We start from the raw sequence: 16,756 nt of genomic DNA, 5'->3' as shown, positions 1-16,756 counted from the left end.
GCCACCCGGTGGACCGGACGGCCACCAACCGAGTGGAGAGAACCGTTGAGCACAACGCCCCTGCGCATCACCAAGGTCGAGGCCCTGGCGCTCGCCGCCCGTTTCGAGGACCTCTACGACTCGCCCGACGACGTACCGGACTGGCTGAAGTACCCCGCCTCCAGCCACCTGGTGCTGCCCCGGCGCGGTCAGTACGCGACCCTGGTCAAGGTTCACGCGGAGGACGGCCGGGTCGGTGTCGGGGAGGCGTACGGACTGCCGTCGCCCGAGGTCACCGCGACCGTGGTGGCCGAGGTGCTGGCCCCCCTGCTGGTCGGCCAGGACGGTATGGCCACCACCGCCGTCTGGGAACGTCTCTACCGGGGCCAGGCCGCGGGCGGACACAACCGCGGGTTCTACCTCGAGGCCCTCGCCGGGATCGACCTCGCCCTGTGGGACCTGCGCGGGAAGGTGGCCGGGCAGCCCGTCCACCGCCTGCTCGGCGGACCCGTCCGCGAACGGGTGTCCTGCTACGCGAGCCCCGTCGCCCTGCACGCCGACCCCGCCGACTCCGCCCGGCAGGCGATGGGCTTCGTGGAGTCCGGATTCACCGCCCTCAAGGTCAAGATCGGACGCGGTGTGCGGACCGACCGCGCCCATCTGACCGCGGTCCGGGAAGCGGTCGGCGACGGCATCACCCTGCTCACCGACGCCAACTGCGCCTATGACCTGGATGAGGCGACCCGGGTCGGCGCGGTCCTGCGCGACCTGGACATCTCCTGGTACGAGGAACCGCTCCAGGTCGACGACCTCGCCAACCTGGCCGAGCTGCGACGCCGCACCGGGCTGACCCTCGTCAATGGCGAAACCCACTTCACCCGCTTCGACCTGCGCGACTCCCTCACCCACCGGGCCATCGACGTCTTCATGCCCAACGTCGCCCGCAGTGGCGGGATCACCGAGGCAACCCGTCTGTCGGCACTCGCCTCCGCGTTCCACGTGGACATCGCTCCGCACGGCGTCGGCTCGGGCGTCAGTCTGTGTGCCGCGCTCCAACTGTGCGCGGCCACCCCCAACCTGCGCACCTATGAGTACAACCGGCTGCCCAACCCCATCCGGGAAGCCATCCTGCGCAACCCCCCGGAGTTCCGGGACGGCGCGCTCACCGTGCCCCAGGGCCCCGGGCTCGGCTTCGAACTCGACGAGGCCGCCGTGGACCGCTACACCGTCGCCCGCTTCTGACGCACGTGGACGACACCACATCGGTCACCCCCCGACGGGGGTGACCGGTCAGGCCCAGGGGACGGTCTTCCAGGGGCTCTTCGGATCGGTCATGAGGATGCGGTGCGCCTCGTACATATCGGTGTACCAGTGGCCGAACTCCTCCTCGTCGAAGTGGAGGCAGCGGCCGAGGATGAAGGCGGCGGCGAAGTCCTCCCACGAGCGGTAGGCGATCCGGCTGACCCTGCCGGCGCGGACGAGGGCCCGCTCGGCCTCCTGCTGGTCGCAGTAGCGTGCCGCGACGCCCCAGCGGGCCATGGCCGCGGCCCGGCCGTGGTCCCATGCCTCCACGGAGGTGATGGCCTTCTCGCTCTCCAGCACTCCGTCCGCACGGAACCGTTCCTCGTAGCGGACGATGCGGCCGATGATCCGCCGCACTTCCGCCACCCGGGCCGAGGCCTCGGCATCGTCCTCGGCGTCCTGCCGCACCACGCGCTCGGCCGCCTGCCGCCAGTGGGTCACCTCGACCCGGCCGCCGAAGTCCCGGGCCAGGGTGCGGCGGACACCGAGGACGAAGTCCCCCGCGGTGCCACTGACCATGTCGGCGGTGAGCAGCCGCTCCTCCGACCGCCGCCATTCCGCGCGGCTGGTGATGCCCCACCACTCCTCGAGGCGGTTCTTCTGATCGGAGTAGCCGTCGCCGTGGTACGCCACGGTGTTCCACAGCTCGCCGTTGTTGACCATCATCAGGGCCGCCAGTGCCAGACCGTGGGCCACCGGCCCCGATGTCACTCCGCCCACCTCGAGTGCCCTGAGTCGCAAGCGGTGGTGGGAAGGGCCGCGGTCCTTGTTCACCCGCTCGACGTGCTCGCGCCACAGGGCGCGATGGTGCCGGGTGACGGGGAAGAACACCTCGCAGGGGCTGCCCGGATTGATGACCACCCAGGACGAGTCGCCGCGGTTCTGCCATGTGTCGGCCAGCCAGCCGAGGCTCGCGCGCTCGAAGACGGTGTCCTGGCCGGGAGGGGGCAGCATGCCCTCGGTGAGGAGGGGGACGCAGTTCGCCCGGACCGTGGAGTACCAGTAGGGGGTGCACTGGATGGTCCCGGGGGCGGACCGGAGCCGGTCCGCGGAGTCGGCGACGAAGAGGTCGGCACCGGCCAGTACGTCGAAGAACGCGGACCAGTCGCCCTGTGTACTGGCCTCGTGGAGCTCGCGTTCCACCACGCTCGGAGCGCGCCACGGTGCCGATGACTCCGTCCGGCTCCCGGCCGGACCGTTCGCGATGCTCTCCCCGCTGGCCATGAGCAACGATCCTATCGAGCACGTCGGTTCGTCTCCCGCGGGGCCGGATCCCTCGTGGGCCGCGGGCGTTATGAAGTGCGCACGACGTCGACGGCGAGCAGGACGAGAAAACACAGCACACCCAGCGTGGGCACGAGTCCGAGGAGTGCCATCGGACGGCGCAGCAGGGGCTTGCCGGGGGACAACCTGGTTCCGGACAGGTCGTCCCCGGGCTTGGACAGGCTGTTGAGAGTGGCGCGGACCCGCAGGTTCAGCAGGAGCGTGAGGGGGTTGAAGAGGAGCGCGGACAGCGGGTTCCACCAGCCCTGCCACAGGGTCCTGGTCATTCCCTGGCGGAACACCGCGGTGCCGCAGACCCGGCAGAAGCGGCCTGCCCGTTTCCGGAACAGCACGAAGACGATGAGCCCCTGGTGGTGCCGGACCGCCATCCTGGCGGCGGGCGCTCCCGCGCACACCTGGCAGACGGGTTGCTCGGGCGCCGCATACGGGAAGGCCCCGCCGGGCTTGTCCGTCGACACGGGGGAGGGACGCGGCCGGAGGGGGTAGCCGGGCAACGGCTGGACGGACGCGGGATGCGCCGATCCGCTCCCCGTACCGGGTATCGCGCCATAAGGGTTGCCGGTCGACATCTGCCACGACATGGCCTCACCCTATGCCGCTCCGTCCGGTGGGAAGAACGTGGCCGCCGGGGGCGGCGGAAAGACTCTGAGGATGCCGGGACGGGTGGACGGTGCGGGAGGGCCGGGAGCCGGGCCGACGGCGGTGTCCCCGGGAAGCGGTGTGGCACTCAGGGCCCGGGCCTCTCTCAGATACGCGGCCGTGCCGAGGATCCGGATGGCCGGTGCGGGGACGCGGGGGTCGTCGCTCGCGTCGACGGCATCCGGAACGCGGGACTGAGCGGGTTCCTCGTCCATCGGCCGATGAACAACGGGTCTCTGCTGGGACATCGGTGACCTCCGGTCGTATCCACCCCCTGGCCGTATAGGGCATGCCGACACGGCAGAGTCCCGTTACGCGGGCAGGGATGAATCAGCGCTCCGGCTCGCGTCGGCCGGTTCGGATGAGGATGAGCGGAAAGGCGGGCGTGGTGCTGTCGCGTGCCTTTGTGACGACGCCGCGTATCGCGTAACGGCACACCGGGATCGTGAGATGTGCCGGGGTCCGGGAAATCGCCTTCCGAAGGGAACCGTCAGGGAAGGTCGAGGGGCATGTGGCTTCCTCTTCGCAGGTGGGGGCGGTGTGGATACGGTGCGTCGGGCCGTGCTCAGTGGTCCTGATGGTCAGACCGTTCCCCGGGCACCCATGTCCCGGCACTTTGCCCATGCTTTACCTGCTGCCGGTCGCGTGCCCTTGTTTGAGCCCTGTGGAGCAATTCCAGGAACGCCCCCGAAGGAGAGGTCCCCCCGCGCTACTCTGCGGCAGCGGAGCCCGAGTCGGGCTTCCTCAGTACGCGAAATCAGGTACCGCCATGTCAGTTGTGCACCACCGCCCCTTCCAGCACGTGCCGGATGACGAACTGGCCACCTGCCTGCGCCGCGGCGATATGGCCGATGAGGAACTCGCGGAGCTGTACGCGCGTCACCGCCCGGCCATACGGGCCTACGCCGCCACCTGCTGCCGGGATCCGCACACCGCGGAGGACATCACCTCCGAGGCGTTCGCCCGCACCATCGACGCCACGAGGCGCGGTGGTGGTCCCAGCGGAGTGTGGCGTCCCTACCTGCTGACCGCCGCCCGGCGCATCGCCATCGACTGGGCGGCCCGGGACCGCCGTATCGAGCCGAGTGACGAGATCGAGGACCAGGTCGACCAGACGCTCAACGGAGAGGAGCTGACCCTCAGCAAGGAGGAGGACGATCTCGTCGTGCGCAGTTTCCAGCGCCTCCCCGAGCGCTGGCAGCAAGTGCTGTGGCACACCGTGGTGCAGGGCGAACCGGCGGCGGCGGTGGGAGCCAGGCTCGGGCTGAGCGCGAGCGGTGTGGCCTCCCTGGCCGAGCGCGCCCGCGAGGGGCTGCGTGAGGCGTACCTCAGCGTGCATGCCGACCGGGGCGGTGACGACGAGGAGTGCGGTCGGTACGGCGCACTGCTGGCGGCCGCCGTACGGCGCAAGGGCCGCCGCCCGGGCAGGCCCCTCCAGCGGCATCTGAGCGAATGCGCCGCCTGCCGTCGGGTCATGGCGGACCTCACCGACCTCAACTCCCGGCTGCGTACCGTACTGCCCGGAGCGATCCTGCTGGGGGGAGCCGGATATCTGGCCGCACAGGCGGGCACCACCAAGACGGCGCTGGCCGGGGCGACCGCCTCCACCTCCCTCGCCGCCGGGTTGCACCTCCCCGCGGCGGCGTCGGTGACACTGGCGGCGGGATGCTGTTTCGCGCTGCTCCCCGGCGACTCCCCGACGTCCCCGCAGACGGTTCCGCCGCCCGCCTCGTCGGCACCGGCAGCGCCGGGGAGCGACCCGTCGTCGCCGTCGCGGCCGGGTGGCCCGGCCGCGGACCGCCGGTTGCCGGAGGCGGGCCGGACCGTGCTGCGCACGGCGGCCGGAGGCCGGTGTCTGGAAGGAGGGCGGGGGAGCCGGCTGCGGGCCGCGGTCTGTGACGGCTCCGCCGGGCAGTCCTGGGTCCGGCTGCAGTTCCGGGGGCGCACCGTCCTCCTGCGCAATATGGTGTCGGGCCTGTGTCTGCGCGACTCCGGCTCCTCGGCCACGTCCGGGGAGCAGCGCGCGTGCGACAGCGGGGACGGCGGGCAGTTGTGGCGGTTCGCGTACCGGGTGGAGCAGCGGTCGCTCGTGTTCATCGGCAGCGAGGGCGGGACGTACCGGGCCTGAGGGCCCGGCCACGCCATCGTGCCACCGCCCGGGATGAGCCACCGGACGGCCGCGCGGTCCACGCTGCCCGGTGCACGCCGCGCGGTCTATGGATGGGCCGGGGGCAGCAGCCGGACCGGCGCGGTACCGGCGTCGTTGTGGCGCCGGGCCCAGTTCTCCAGCGCCACGCAACTGGCGAGGTCCGCATGGCGCACCCCGGACAGATCGAGCTCCACGGGCCGGTCGGTGGGCAGCCCTTCCAGCTGCTCCAGTGTGCCGGGCAGCCGGAGGAAGGTGGCATTGCCGGTGAGGGCCACCACCACCCGGCCGTCGTCGTACTCCCGCGTCTCGACCTGGAGTCGTGAGGAATCCCAGGCGGCCTTGCACACCGAGAGGAGCAGCCCGAGCAGAACGCCTTCGAGGAGATCGGTCATCACGACGGCGACGGCGGTCGCGCCCAGGATCACGGCCTCCCCGCGGTGCTGCCGCCACATCGGGATGAACTCCTTCACCGGCACCAGTTTGCAGCCCGCGTGGACCAGGACACCCGCCAGCGCGGGAAGCGGGATGACACCGATGGCCGCGGGCAGCAGCGCGGCGAACAGCAGCAGCCACAGTCCGTGGAGGATCCGGGACAGCGAGGTCCGCGCCCCGGCCTGCACATTGGCGGCGCTGCGCACGATGACGGCCGTCATCGGCAGGGCGCCCAGGGCTCCGCAGAGGGTGTTGCCCACTCCCTGCGCCATGAGCTCCTTGTCGTAGTCGGTGCGCGGACCGTTGTGCATACGGTCCACCGCGGCCGCGCTGAACAGGCTCTCGGCCGAAGCGATCAGGGTGAAGGCCACGATGGTGCCCAGGGCCTGCGCGCTGAGGAGGTCGTCGAGGGCGCCGCCACCGGGGGGCTGGACCGCGTCCAGCAGACCCCGCACCTCGACGGTGGCGACGGGCAGGTCGAGCAGTGAGGTGGCCGCGATGGCGAGCGTCACCGCGACCAGGGGGCCCGGAACGATCCGGGCCCGGCCGGACACCTTCGGCCACAGGACGAGGACGGCCAGGGTCCCCAGACCCACCAGGAAGGCGGTACGCGCCGTGCTGTCGAGGGCGATCGTGCCCAGGAGTTCGGCCGTCCCGGCCAGTTTGCCGGGGCCACCGGAGGGCTGGTCGGCCCCGGCCATCACATAGATCTGGCCCAGGACGAGGATCAGACCGATACCGGTGAGCATGCCGTGGACGACGGCCACCGAGATCGCACGGAACCAGCGCCCGAACCGCAGGGCGCCCAGGAGTACTTGGAGCAGTCCGGCGATCAGTACGAGCGCGCCGAGCGTGCCGAGGCCGAACCGTTCCACGGCGTTGTACACCAGCACGGTCAGACCGGCGGCGGGACCACTGACCTGGAGGGTGCTGCCGGGCAGGGCGCCCACGACCAGGCCGCCGACGATCCCGGTGACCAGTCCGAGTTCACCGGGAACACCGGAGGCGACGGCCACTCCCACGCACAGGGGGAGCGCGACCAGAAAGACGACCAGTGACGCCAGTGCGTCACGCCAGAGGACGGCGGAGCGCTGATCCAGGTTTTTCCGGGCGGATAACGCGGATAACGCGGAGAACATGGAGGGACTCCTCGGTGTGCTGTCGAAAAGGGTGTGCTGGGGAAACAGAGGTGGGAGACGCGGCGCCTACAGCGGTGTGAACTCCCCGCCTGCCCTGGGGTCATGAGCACTGACCACACCGGTGTCCACCTCGTAGTACCAGGCGTGCAGGGACAGCAGGTCCCGCGCGAGCCGGTCCCGCACGGCGGGGTGATCGACGAGGGCGTCCCGCTGCCGCACCACATGATGGCGTACCGCGTGGGCGACGCCGTGGGCCACCGGCAGTTCCCGCGCCGTCGGCCGCAGCCAGGTGCGGACCGCGGGCAGGGGGGTGAGATCGTCACCGTGGACCAGGGCTCCGACGGCACCGCAGTGGGAGTGGCCGCACACGATGATGTGACGCACCCCCAGGACACACAGGGCGTACTCGATCGTGGCCGCCTCCCCGCCCGGCCGCTCGGGGTCGTAGGGCGGAACGATGTTGCCCGCGGTGCGCAGTTCGAAGAGTTCTCCGGGACGGGCACCGGTGATGAGGGACGGGATCACCCGTGCGTCCGAACAGGTGATGAACAGCGCCATCGGCGTCTGTCCGGCCGCGAGGTCCCGGAACATCTCGGGGCGCCGGGCGACCCAGTCGGGGAAGGAACGGGCGTTGTCGACGAGGAGTTGCACAGTGGCCTGCCTTCTGCGCCGGCCGTCGGGCGGGCGCGGGATAGCCTCTGAACGGTATGAGGGTGTCGGGGCGCGCTCGGCACGATGAGTCGGTCAGGCGCGCGGACGTTCTCCTGAAGGGCAGCGCAAGAATGCAACCGTGAGCATGGGGATACCAGTCCCAACCATGCCGGGATGTGTGAAGTTTTGTTAAAGTGATGTTGCTTTTTGAGTAGTTGAGTAGTTCATGCTCCAAGCGCCGGGTGGTGCGGCGCAGGCGGAGCGGGTGGCGCGGGTAGCGCTCAGATCACATATCGTCCCCCTGCCGCGCCCACGACCATCAGCGATCCCTCCGTCTCGCTGAACTCCGTCCGCCACACCTGGCCCTCGTCCGTTCCCTCACAGGGCCGCTGCTCGTCCGCCCCCTCGGCGCCGCCCCTGTCGCGTAGACACCGGCCGGAGGTGGCACTGCGGAGCAGTACGTCCCGCCCCCGGAAGATGACGTGCTGCCACTCCTGGTCGGCTCCGCCGTCACACGCCGCGGGCGCGGTGGCGGACCCGGTGGTCGCCGCCCGCAGACACTGCCCGGAGCCGATGACCTCCAGTGACGTCCGGCGGCCGGTGGGGAGTTCACGCACCGGTTCCGCGGGGGGCCGGGTGACGGGCGCGCCACCGGACGGACGGCCCGGTGACGGCCGTTCAGGGGCGGTCGGTTCCCGCTCGCCGCCCGGGGGTTGCGACGGGGCCGCCGTCCCGGGTGGCGGTGTGGTGGACGGCCCGCCCTCCGGACCCGTGGCGTGGCGCTGGAGGAGGTGTGCGCCGAAGGAGACCATCGACAGCACCGCCGCGAGAACCAGCCCTTTCCGTACCGCGCCCGCCATGAGTGAGGCGGCTCCGGACCAGGGGCGGGCGCGGGGTGCGGGCGTCCGGTCGGCCTCGGGCCCCGCCATGTCCGGTGGACCGGCGGGCCGGCCGTCAGGCGCCGTCGGCCCGGTCGGGGGGAGCGCGGTGGCGGGGAGCAGGGAGCGCAGCCGGGAGTCGAGGTCGGTGAGGCTGTGGAACGCCTTCCGGCAGCGTGCGCAGCCGTCCAGATGCCATGAGAGGAGTCTGCCGGGTGGCTTGCCGGGTTGTCTGACGGCCGCCGCGAGGAGGCCGCTGTGGTTGCGGCACTTCCGGTTGCTCCGGTCACTGCGGGCGAAGAAGGAGAGATACGCCTCGCGGAGGCCCCTGCGGGCGTGCCGGCGCAGCGCCGTCGCACCGCTCTGAGTCAGCCCGAGCCGCTTCCCCGTCTGCGCGGCCGACTCCCCGTCCACCACCGCGTGCCACAAGACCGACCGCGAGCGCTCCGGAAGCAGTCGGAAACCCCGGAGCAGGAGCTCGCGCTCCTCGGCGGACGGATCGGGGTCCGGATGGCCGCGCTCGCCCTCATCGCCCGGACTCAGGTCGGTGCGGACGGTGGCGCCGAGTGCGGGCTCGTCGCCGCCACCGTGCGTCATGCCCCCGTCGGCCGCGAGCTCCTCCACGGTCGCCAGCAGATGGGGCCGCCATGAACCGGTGGGCCCGCCGCCGCGCCGTACGCTCTCGACGGTCCGGATGAACGCCTCGAACGTCAGGTGTTCGGCGGTGTGGGTATCCGGACAGCAGGCGTCGGCATGGGCGCGGACCACCGGCCGGTGCCTCCGGTACAGCTCCGCGATCTCCTCTTCGGCCCCTCCCTCGCCGCGTACGACGGCGGTCAGCCGGGTGTCGGGAAGGGCTGCGAGGAAACGATACTTCTGGCCGAACGACATAAGGAGTCAGCCCCCGGGGCGGTCGTCGCTCAGGCGGCTGCCGTTGTCATTGCCGTTGCTGTTCCCGTTGTCCTGACCGTCGCCGTTCCCGTTGCCATTGCCGTTTCCGTTGCCGTTCCTGCTGAACGAACCGTCCCCTCTCCCCGGGACGCCGTTCCCGTTCCCATTGCCGTTCCCGTTGTCCTGGCCGTCCCCGTTGCCGTTCTCGTTGCCGTTCTCGTTCCCGTTGTTGTCGTCGCCGCCCGCGGGGCTGTCACCATCCACGGGATCGTCACCGCCCACGGGGTCGTCGGTGGCTTCGGCGGCGGCGCTGTCGGGGTCCGTCGTGCCGCCGGTGCCCGAGGGGCGGCTCTCCGCTCCTCCCGCCGCCCGCAGGGTGCACCGCACCCGTGACGCCAGCTCCGCGGGCTGCCCGGACCCGGACTCGGAGTCCAGCGATGGCAGATGGCGACGGATGAGAGCCAGCCGCTCATCCCGCAACGGGGTCAGCAGCCGGTCCTGGGCCCAGGACGCGTCCTGACGGATGCGTTCCGTGTTGTCGTCCGCCAGCGTCCGGTATTTCGCGACGACGCGGGAGTCCGCCTCGATCAATGCCGGTGGGGGCGATGTCCGCTCCTGATCCGGGGATCCGAGGATGACACGGCCGACGTCGGGGCATTCGAGGGCGGACACCGATCCGCTGCTGACTCCGGCGCCGGGGTCGGCGGGGCGGGACACTCCACCTCTGTCCGCCGCCCCTCCGGATGTCTGGAGGGCGAATGCCGCCAGGCCGCTCCCACCGAGAACCACGGCGGCCACCGTCATGGCGGTCCGGCTCAGCCGGGCCGACTGTCGTTTCGCTCTGTGTTCCATGGGGGCTCCAATCCGGAAATGTGCCGCGCAGGTGGATACGGGTTGGGCGGCCGCGGTGTTCAGTCCTGCCGGGACGCTTTCCGTACGCGTCAGCGCGCCTGGGAGGCGGTCCATCCGGGCGGCCGACGAGGTCGTCGGCGCCGCGACGGCGGAACCGCGATGGGGAACATCAATCCTCGTTGACCGTAAAGCAATAGTAAAGAGCCGGGATGTCCGAGGTGGCGGCGCGGTCTTGAGGGTGAAGGGGGAAAACGGCGGGGCCGAAGTGCAGAGGTCGGCCCGGTGGCCGTGGAGTCCGTGTGGGCAACCCCCACGCGCACCACGCCGAAGAGAATGCTCGTGGAGGAGATCCTTTTGAGTGCGGCACACCCGGCTGACGGAGCCGAACGCGGTGGACGACATACCGACCACGACCCCGGAGGGCGTGGTCCTCCGGGCGGGCGGTGACGCCGAATTCAGCCGGTTCCCCGGAATGCCGCACTGCCGGACGCGTGATGGCTCCACGTTTCTCGCGAGTGGGCGAAGGGGTTGCTCCGCCATGCCATGAATGCGGCGCGGCCGGTTCTTTCGGCCCGGGAAGTGGCGAACAGCCGAACTTCCCGCCAGACATTGCCACTCGATCCGCCGCACGATAGAAAATGACCCATTCCTCCGCCCCGGATGCGGCGGACGGGTTTATGTGATTCCCCTGGTCATTGCCCTGATCGGGCACGCGTGCCGGGAATCCCAACTGGTTTTTCTGTGAACCTCCTTGGTCTGTCGTCCCCTCCGGCAGAGCCGAGGACGGGTGAATCCATGACCTCTCTCTGATTCACCTGGTCCGTCATCGATTTCACCCCTCACGGAGGAAGTGTGAAACGCATAGGGATACTTGTCGGTCTGTCGGCGGTGGCCGCGGGCATCAGTGTGGCGCCCGGTATGGGCGCCACCCAGCAGCCCGCGCAGCGCCCCGGTGACTACATCGTCGTCCTCAAGGACTCCGCCGCCAAGGGCTCGGCAGTCGACCCCACGTCGGTGGTCGAGGGGATGAACGGTGTGACCGTGGAGTCGGTCTATCGCTCGACCGTGCGGGGGTTCTCGGCGAAGCTCACACCTGAAGCCGTGCACACGCTGCGCACCGACCCCGAGGTCGCGTATGTCGAACGTGACGGCACGGTCCGGACGCCCGTCGAGGAAGCTGGTCACCGCGGGTCGGAGGGTGTTGCGGGTCAGCAGTTGCCCAATGGTGTGAAGCGTGTCGGGGCGACGCAGAACAAGGCGTTGAAGGTCGGTGATGGTGTCGATCAGCGGGTGGACGTGGACGTGGCGGTCCTGGACACCGGGGTCGACAAGAGCCACCCGGACCTCAACGTCGTGCGTTCGGTGAACTGCAGTGGCGTCCAGAAGTGTGTGGACAACTCCGGTGCGGACGGTGACGGCCATGGCAGCAATGTCGCCGGTGTGATCGGTGGGCTGGACAACAAGACCGGCTACATCGGTGTCGCACCGGGTGCCCGGCTGTGGTCCCTGAAGATCCTCAACGATGAGGGCTCCGGCAACTCCTCGGAGCTCGTCGCAGGGCTGGACTGGGTGACGGCCCACGCCGACAAGATCGAAGTGGCCAACATCAGCGCGGGCTACGACGACAGCTCCAACGCGGTCAAGGACGCCGTCGACCGGGCCGTCGCCAAGGGTGTCGTGGTGGTGGTGTCCGCCGGAAACGAGCGCAAGGACGTCAAGGACGCCAAGTACCACACCCCGGCCGATGTCCCGGACGCCATCACGGTCTCCGCGCTCAGCGACGGTGACGGAAAGCCGGGCGGCAAGGGCTCGTTCGGCTGGTGCAACAAGAAGAACCGCAACAAGGACGACTCGCTGTGGATCGACCACGTCAACGGTGGCGGCAGCGACTTCGGCCCCGGCGTGGACATCGCCGCTCCCGGTGACTGCATCCAGTCCACCTTCAAGAACGGCGAGTACTCCAACTACAGCGGTACCTCCCAGGCCGCCCCGCATGTGGCGGGCGCCGCGGCCTGGCTGGCCAGCGGTGACCACAAGCCGAAGAACCGCCAGGACGTGATGGCCATCCGCGCCGCCATCCTCAAGGCGGGCAACTCCGGCTGGACCGACAACTCCGGCGACGGAGTCAAGGAACCCCTCCTCGACCTCCACGACCCCAAGGTCTTCAAGGGCACCTTCGCCCGGTAGCCCTCCTTCCCGCGCCCGCGGACTCGAGCGGCGCTCTCCCCGCGATGCCCATCGCCTTCCTTCCCCCGGCGCGATCGGCTTCGCACACCCCTGACTCGGGGCGGCGGGCCCCATCCCGCCGCCCCGTCCCCCTGGCCGTGATCCGCACGGCCTCCGATGAGGAGTTCATGTGACAGGCACTCACTCCGCCTCCACCGACACCCGCAAGCGTGTCCGGCGTATCGCGATCCTGGCGGCCTCCGCCGCCATGGTCGTGGCCGGAGTCGAAGGATTCGCCAACGCAAGCCCCGACCACACGTCCAAGGGCGCGTCACCCGCGCCGTCCGCGTCCCCGGCGCAGCAGCGCGTCATGGAACTGAAGGCCGCACAGAAGGACGCCTCCGGCGACGCCAGGGCTCTCGGCCTCGGCGCCAAGGAGAAGCTGATCGTCCGCGATGTCATCAAGGCCGCGGACGGCACCGTCCACACCCGCTACGAGCGCACCTACGGCGGACTGCCGGTGCTCGGCGGCGACCTCGTGACCCACGAGCAGAAGGGTGAGGCCACCGACGTCACCAAGGCCGTCTCGGCGCGCATATCCGTGCCGTCGCTCACGGCCGAGAGATCCGCCTCCAGTGCGGAGAAGACCGCGTTGGCCGCCTCCCGGGAGAAGAAGAACGACGGCACCCGCGCCGAGTCGCACCGCAAGGTCGTCTGGGCCGCCGAGGGCAAGCCGGCGCTCGCCTGGGAGACCACGGTCACCGGCACCCAGCCGGACGGTACGCCCAGCATGCTGCGCGTGGTCACCGACGCGACCACCGGTAAGCAGTTGTCCACCGAGGAGACCATCGAGACCGGCAGCGGGACCGGCCACTACAGCGGCAAGGTCGATCTGGGCACCACCAAGAAGGGCAGCTCCTACGAGCTCGTCGACCGCGCCCACGGCGGACACCGGACCACCGACGCGCAGAACGTCGACTGGCGGGACCTCTCGCCCGGCAAGCTGTTCACCGACAAGGACGACAAGTGGGGCGGCGGTCGCCAGACCGCGGCGGTCGACGTGGCCTATGGACACGCCAAGACCTGGGACTTCTACAAGAACACCCTGAAGCGCAACGGCATCAGGAACGACGGCAAGGCCGCGTTCAGCCGGGTCCACGTCGACAACAACTTCGCCAACGCCTACTGGCACGACGACTGCTTCTGCATGTCCTACGGTGACGGGGAGAGGGGCAAACCGATCACCGAGCTCGACGTGGTCGGCCATGAGCTCAGCCACGGTGTCACCTCCGCCACCGCCAACCTGCGCTACGAGAACGAGTCCGGCGGTCTCAACGAAGCCACCTCCGACATCTTCGGCACCGCGGTGGAGTTCTCCGCCAAGAACTCCAAGGACCGCGCCGACTACCTCATCGGCGAGCTGGTCGACCTGCGCGGCGACGGTAAGCCGCTGCGCTACATGGACCAGCCGAGCAAGGACGGCCATTCCCAGGACTACTGGGACGAGCAGACCGGCGGACTGAACCCGCACCTCTCCTCCGGGGTCGGCAACCACTTCTTCTTCCTGCTCAGCGAGGGCAGCGGCGCCAAGACCATCAACGGCGTCAAGTACAACAGCCCCACCAAGAACGGCTCCAAGGTCACCGGTATCGGCCGGGACAAGGCCGTGCGGATCTGGTACAAGGCGCTGACCGAGCAGTTCACCACGACCACCACCTACGCCGAAGCCCGCAAGGGCACCATCAAGGCGGCCGGCGAGCTGTACGGCTCCGGCAGCAAGGAGGCCAAGGCGGTCGCGGCCGCGTGGACCGCCGTCAATGTCCGCTGACATCGACGGCATGGGGGCCATGAGGGCCTGACCACGTCCTCACCCCCTATGACGGGGCCGTACCGGCTGCCACCGGTGCGGCCCCGCTCTGCCGCGCCCGGTCACCTCCGTGCCCCCCTCCGCCCCCGCTCCGGAGCGATGCCGCCCCTTCACCGGAGCCGGGGCCGGAGCCGGGGCCTGGTGGCCGAGCCGTAGCCCGGCCAGACCGGAGCGGTGCATACGGTGCCATGGGAGCCGGACGCCGCTGAGCGCCGTGACCACCGAATGCAGAACGACCAGATACAGCAACTGCCGATAGAACACGGACTGGAGCGGAACCACCCACAGACCTCCCAGCCGTTCCCCGTCCAGCCGCAGCGCGTATCCGGTGACCGCAAGCTGGAGGGCGAGGAACCCCAGCAGGGCGGCGATCACCTCAGGTGTGTCATAGCGGAACAGCCCGTAGACCGCGAAGATGTCGACCAGCGGGGCGAGCAGCGGCAACATCACCTGGAAGAGCGCGATGTAGGTCAGCGCGCGGCGGGCGAAGCGCCCGGTCGAGCCGACTTCGGTGACAGCTCGGCGATGCTTCCACATGGCCTGGAGGGTGCCGTAGCACCAGCGGTAGCGCTGCCGCCAGAGCTGGCCGACGGACCGCGGCACCTCGGTCCAGGCGACGGCGCGCTCCTCGTAGACTACCTTCCACCCCGCCCGCCACAGCGCCATGGTCAGATCGGTGTCCTCGGCGAGGGTGTCCTCACTGATGCCACCCACGCCCATCAGCGCTTCCCGCCGGAAGGCACCGATGGCGCCGGGCACGGTCGGCATGCACTCCAGCACCTCGAACATCCGCACATCGAGATTGCAGCCGGCCACGTATTCCAGGTGTTGCCATCTGCCCAGCAGACCACTGCGGTTGGCCACTTTGATGTTGCCGCTGACCGCGCCGATCGCGGGATGGGCCAGCGGCTGGACCAGCCACCGGATGGCGTCCGGTTCGAAGACGGTGTCCCCGTCGACCATCACCACGATGTCATGACGGGCGTGCGCCAGCCCGGTGTTCAGGGCGGCGGCCTTGCCCGCGTTGGCCTGGCGGACGAGCGTGACCCGGGGGTCGGGGATCGACGCCACGATCTCCGCGGTGCGGTCCCCCGACCCGTCGTCGATCACGATGATCTGCAAGGCGGTATGGGTGGAGGCGAGCAGTGAGCGCACCGTGGTGGCGATACCCGCTTCCTCGTTGTATGCGGGGACGAGGACGGTGACCGGTTCCGCGACATGGCGCAGCCAGGGCGCCCCGGGACGCGGCCGCCTGAGTCTGCGGAGGTGTGTCCGGGAGAAGAGGAGGAGCAGCGCCGCGCGCAGCAGCCCGAGCACACCCGCGACCCCGAGCACCCAGGCCAGCGCGGTGGCGAGGGCATGCCCCGAGGCGGCGAACCACAGCAGCCGGGTGCCGCGCCAGCGTTCGGTGACCGACGCCGGTTCATTGGCGGGGAGTCGGCCGAGCCCGGCCGTGACGGTGGTGAACTCGTCGGCCTCCGGGTTCCTGAGCAGCCTCTCGGTCCGCCGGTATCCCGGCGCGTCCTGCTCCAGTTGCCGGACCACGCCGAGGGCCGGACCGCGCCGCGGCCGGTCGGCGGCGACCAGCACATAGCCGTCGCCGGCGGCCCGGCGCGCGGCCCGCCACTCGGCGCCGCAGAGGGTGTCCACCGAGGTGGTGCGCGGCATGCGCAGCAGATGGGTGGAGACGCCCGTGGCGCCCTCCAGGGCGGCCCGGGTGAACGCCAGCTCGAGGTCGGCGCGCAGGGGCGAGACGGAGCCCAGGATGGCCCCGGTGTAGCCGGACGAGCCGATCTCATGCCCCTCGGCGAGGATGCGCCGCACCAGTGCCGGATGCCGGGTGACCTGGGCCCCGTTGAGGAAGAAGGTGGCGTGTGCGTGGTGTTCGCGCAGCAGGTCCAGCAGGCGTGGGGTCCATACCGGATGCGGGCCGCCGTCGTAGGTGAGCGCCACCGTATGAGGGGGCATGGAGGCGGACTTCACCGTGTCGCCCTCGATGCGCACGACCGGCCCGCCGCCGGTGACGGAGGGCGGGGCGGGCTGGGCACAGGGGCGGCGCGCGTCGGGAGCGGCGAACACCTGATGGGTGCTCCAGCCCTCGAAGAACAGGGTGGTGGAGACCAGCGAGAGGACCACGGCCAGCAGGAACCAGTGCGCGCGCGGCTGCCGCGCCTGCGCGTGGTGCCCGGCCATCAGACAGCACTTCCACGGCGCCGGGCCGAAAGGTGGGTCATGCCCTTCTGACGTGTGGGAGCGGCGATCTGTTCACGGTTTCACCGCATTGGCCAGATTTGTCACTTACATGAGGAGTTTGCTCCATTGGTCAGGGTGGTGTGCGGGACATGACGGGGAGTGCGACCTCCAGGACCGCGTTGCTCGGGCGCCTCCTCCGGCTCCCTCACTGGTTGCGGTTGTCACAGGGGAAGACCGTCGACCCCACGGGGCATCCTGCCTCTTTGCCCGTCCTTTACCCGGCGGTGTGCGATGTGCTCCGGACCGCCGACTGCGGTAGCGTTCGCGCAGCGAC

General features: G+C 70.3%; 11 protein-coding genes. 4 read left to right on the top strand and 7 right to left on the bottom strand.

Translation table 11 applies throughout. The features are described from left to right. Positions 1-45 precede the first annotated feature (45 nt). Positions 46-1,221, top strand: coding sequence for a mandelate racemase/muconate lactonizing enzyme family protein (locus tag NMK44_RS06455; RefSeq protein WP_254739200.1), 1,176 nt, complete (start codon positions 46-48; stop codon positions 1,219-1,221). Between the two features lie 48 nt (positions 1,222-1,269). Here NMK44_RS06455 and NMK44_RS06450 read toward each other — a convergent pair whose 3' ends face one another. Together NMK44_RS06450 and NMK44_RS06445 are read right to left on the bottom strand one after the other, a co-directional pair. Then, positions 1,270-2,505 carry a DUF1266 domain-containing protein gene (locus NMK44_RS06450; protein ID WP_254739198.1) on the bottom strand — a complete coding sequence of 412 codons (1,236 nt, stop codon included), beginning with the start codon at positions 2,503-2,505 and terminating at the stop codon, positions 1,270-1,272. A gap of 68 nt (positions 2,506-2,573) precedes the next feature. Then, positions 2,574-3,146 (bottom strand): hypothetical protein, encoded by a 573-nt coding sequence (locus tag NMK44_RS06445; RefSeq protein ID WP_254739196.1) that lies wholly within the window; start codon positions 3,144-3,146, stop codon positions 2,574-2,576. 827 nt (positions 3,147-3,973) lie between these two features. On the opposite strand from NMK44_RS06445, the gene NMK44_RS06440 reads away from it, so the two are divergent. Then, a complete protein-coding gene (locus tag NMK44_RS06440) occupies positions 3,974-5,332 on the top strand; it encodes a sigma-70 family RNA polymerase sigma factor (RefSeq protein ID WP_254739194.1) in 1,359 nt (452 codons plus the stop codon). A gap of 86 nt (positions 5,333-5,418) precedes the next feature. Here the strand turns inward: NMK44_RS06440 and NMK44_RS06435 are convergent, their stop codons facing one another. From NMK44_RS06435 to NMK44_RS06420, 4 genes are all read right to left on the bottom strand, one after another. Then, positions 5,419-6,924 carry a SulP family inorganic anion transporter gene (locus NMK44_RS06435; protein WP_254739192.1) on the bottom strand — a complete coding sequence of 502 codons (1,506 nt, stop codon included), beginning with the start codon at positions 6,922-6,924 and terminating at the stop codon, positions 5,419-5,421. A gap of 66 nt (positions 6,925-6,990) precedes the next feature. Next, on the bottom strand, positions 6,991-7,575 hold the full coding sequence (locus tag NMK44_RS06430) for a carbonic anhydrase (RefSeq protein ID WP_254739190.1): 585 nt from the start codon (positions 7,573-7,575) through the stop codon (positions 6,991-6,993). A gap of 281 nt (positions 7,576-7,856) precedes the next feature. Beyond that, complete coding sequence (locus tag NMK44_RS06425; RefSeq protein WP_254739188.1) at positions 7,857-9,344, bottom strand: hypothetical protein; 1,488 nt, start codon at positions 9,342-9,344, stop codon at positions 7,857-7,859. A gap of 6 nt (positions 9,345-9,350) precedes the next feature. Further along, the gene (locus tag NMK44_RS06420; protein WP_254739186.1) at positions 9,351-10,196 is read right to left on the bottom strand and encodes a hypothetical protein; all 846 of its coding nucleotides are present in this window, start codon (positions 10,194-10,196) and stop codon (positions 9,351-9,353) included. A gap of 852 nt (positions 10,197-11,048) precedes the next feature. On the opposite strand from NMK44_RS06420, the gene NMK44_RS06415 reads away from it, so the two are divergent. Together NMK44_RS06415 and NMK44_RS06410 are read left to right on the top strand one after the other, a co-directional pair. After that, positions 11,049-12,383, top strand: coding sequence for a S8 family serine peptidase (locus NMK44_RS06415; RefSeq protein ID WP_254739184.1), 1,335 nt, complete (start codon positions 11,049-11,051; stop codon positions 12,381-12,383). A gap of 247 nt (positions 12,384-12,630) precedes the next feature. Further along, positions 12,631-14,190 (top strand): M4 family metallopeptidase, encoded by a 1,560-nt coding sequence (locus NMK44_RS06410; RefSeq protein WP_254739473.1) that lies wholly within the window; start codon positions 12,631-12,633, stop codon positions 14,188-14,190. 39 nt (positions 14,191-14,229) lie between these two features. Here the strand turns inward: NMK44_RS06410 and NMK44_RS06405 are convergent, their stop codons facing one another. Further along, positions 14,230-16,422 carry a bifunctional polysaccharide deacetylase/glycosyltransferase family 2 protein gene (locus NMK44_RS06405; RefSeq protein ID WP_254739182.1) on the bottom strand — a complete coding sequence of 731 codons (2,193 nt, stop codon included), beginning with the start codon at positions 16,420-16,422 and terminating at the stop codon, positions 14,230-14,232. Positions 16,423-16,756 lie beyond the last annotated feature (334 nt).

Origin of the sequence: Streptomyces cucumeris (assembly GCF_024295805.1) — a bacterium.
Taxonomy (GTDB): Bacteria; Actinomycetota; Actinomycetes; order Streptomycetales; family Streptomycetaceae; genus Streptomyces; species Streptomyces cucumeris.
Note: the sequence above shows the minus strand (reverse complement) of the source record. Positions and strands in the feature narration are given on the sequence as shown.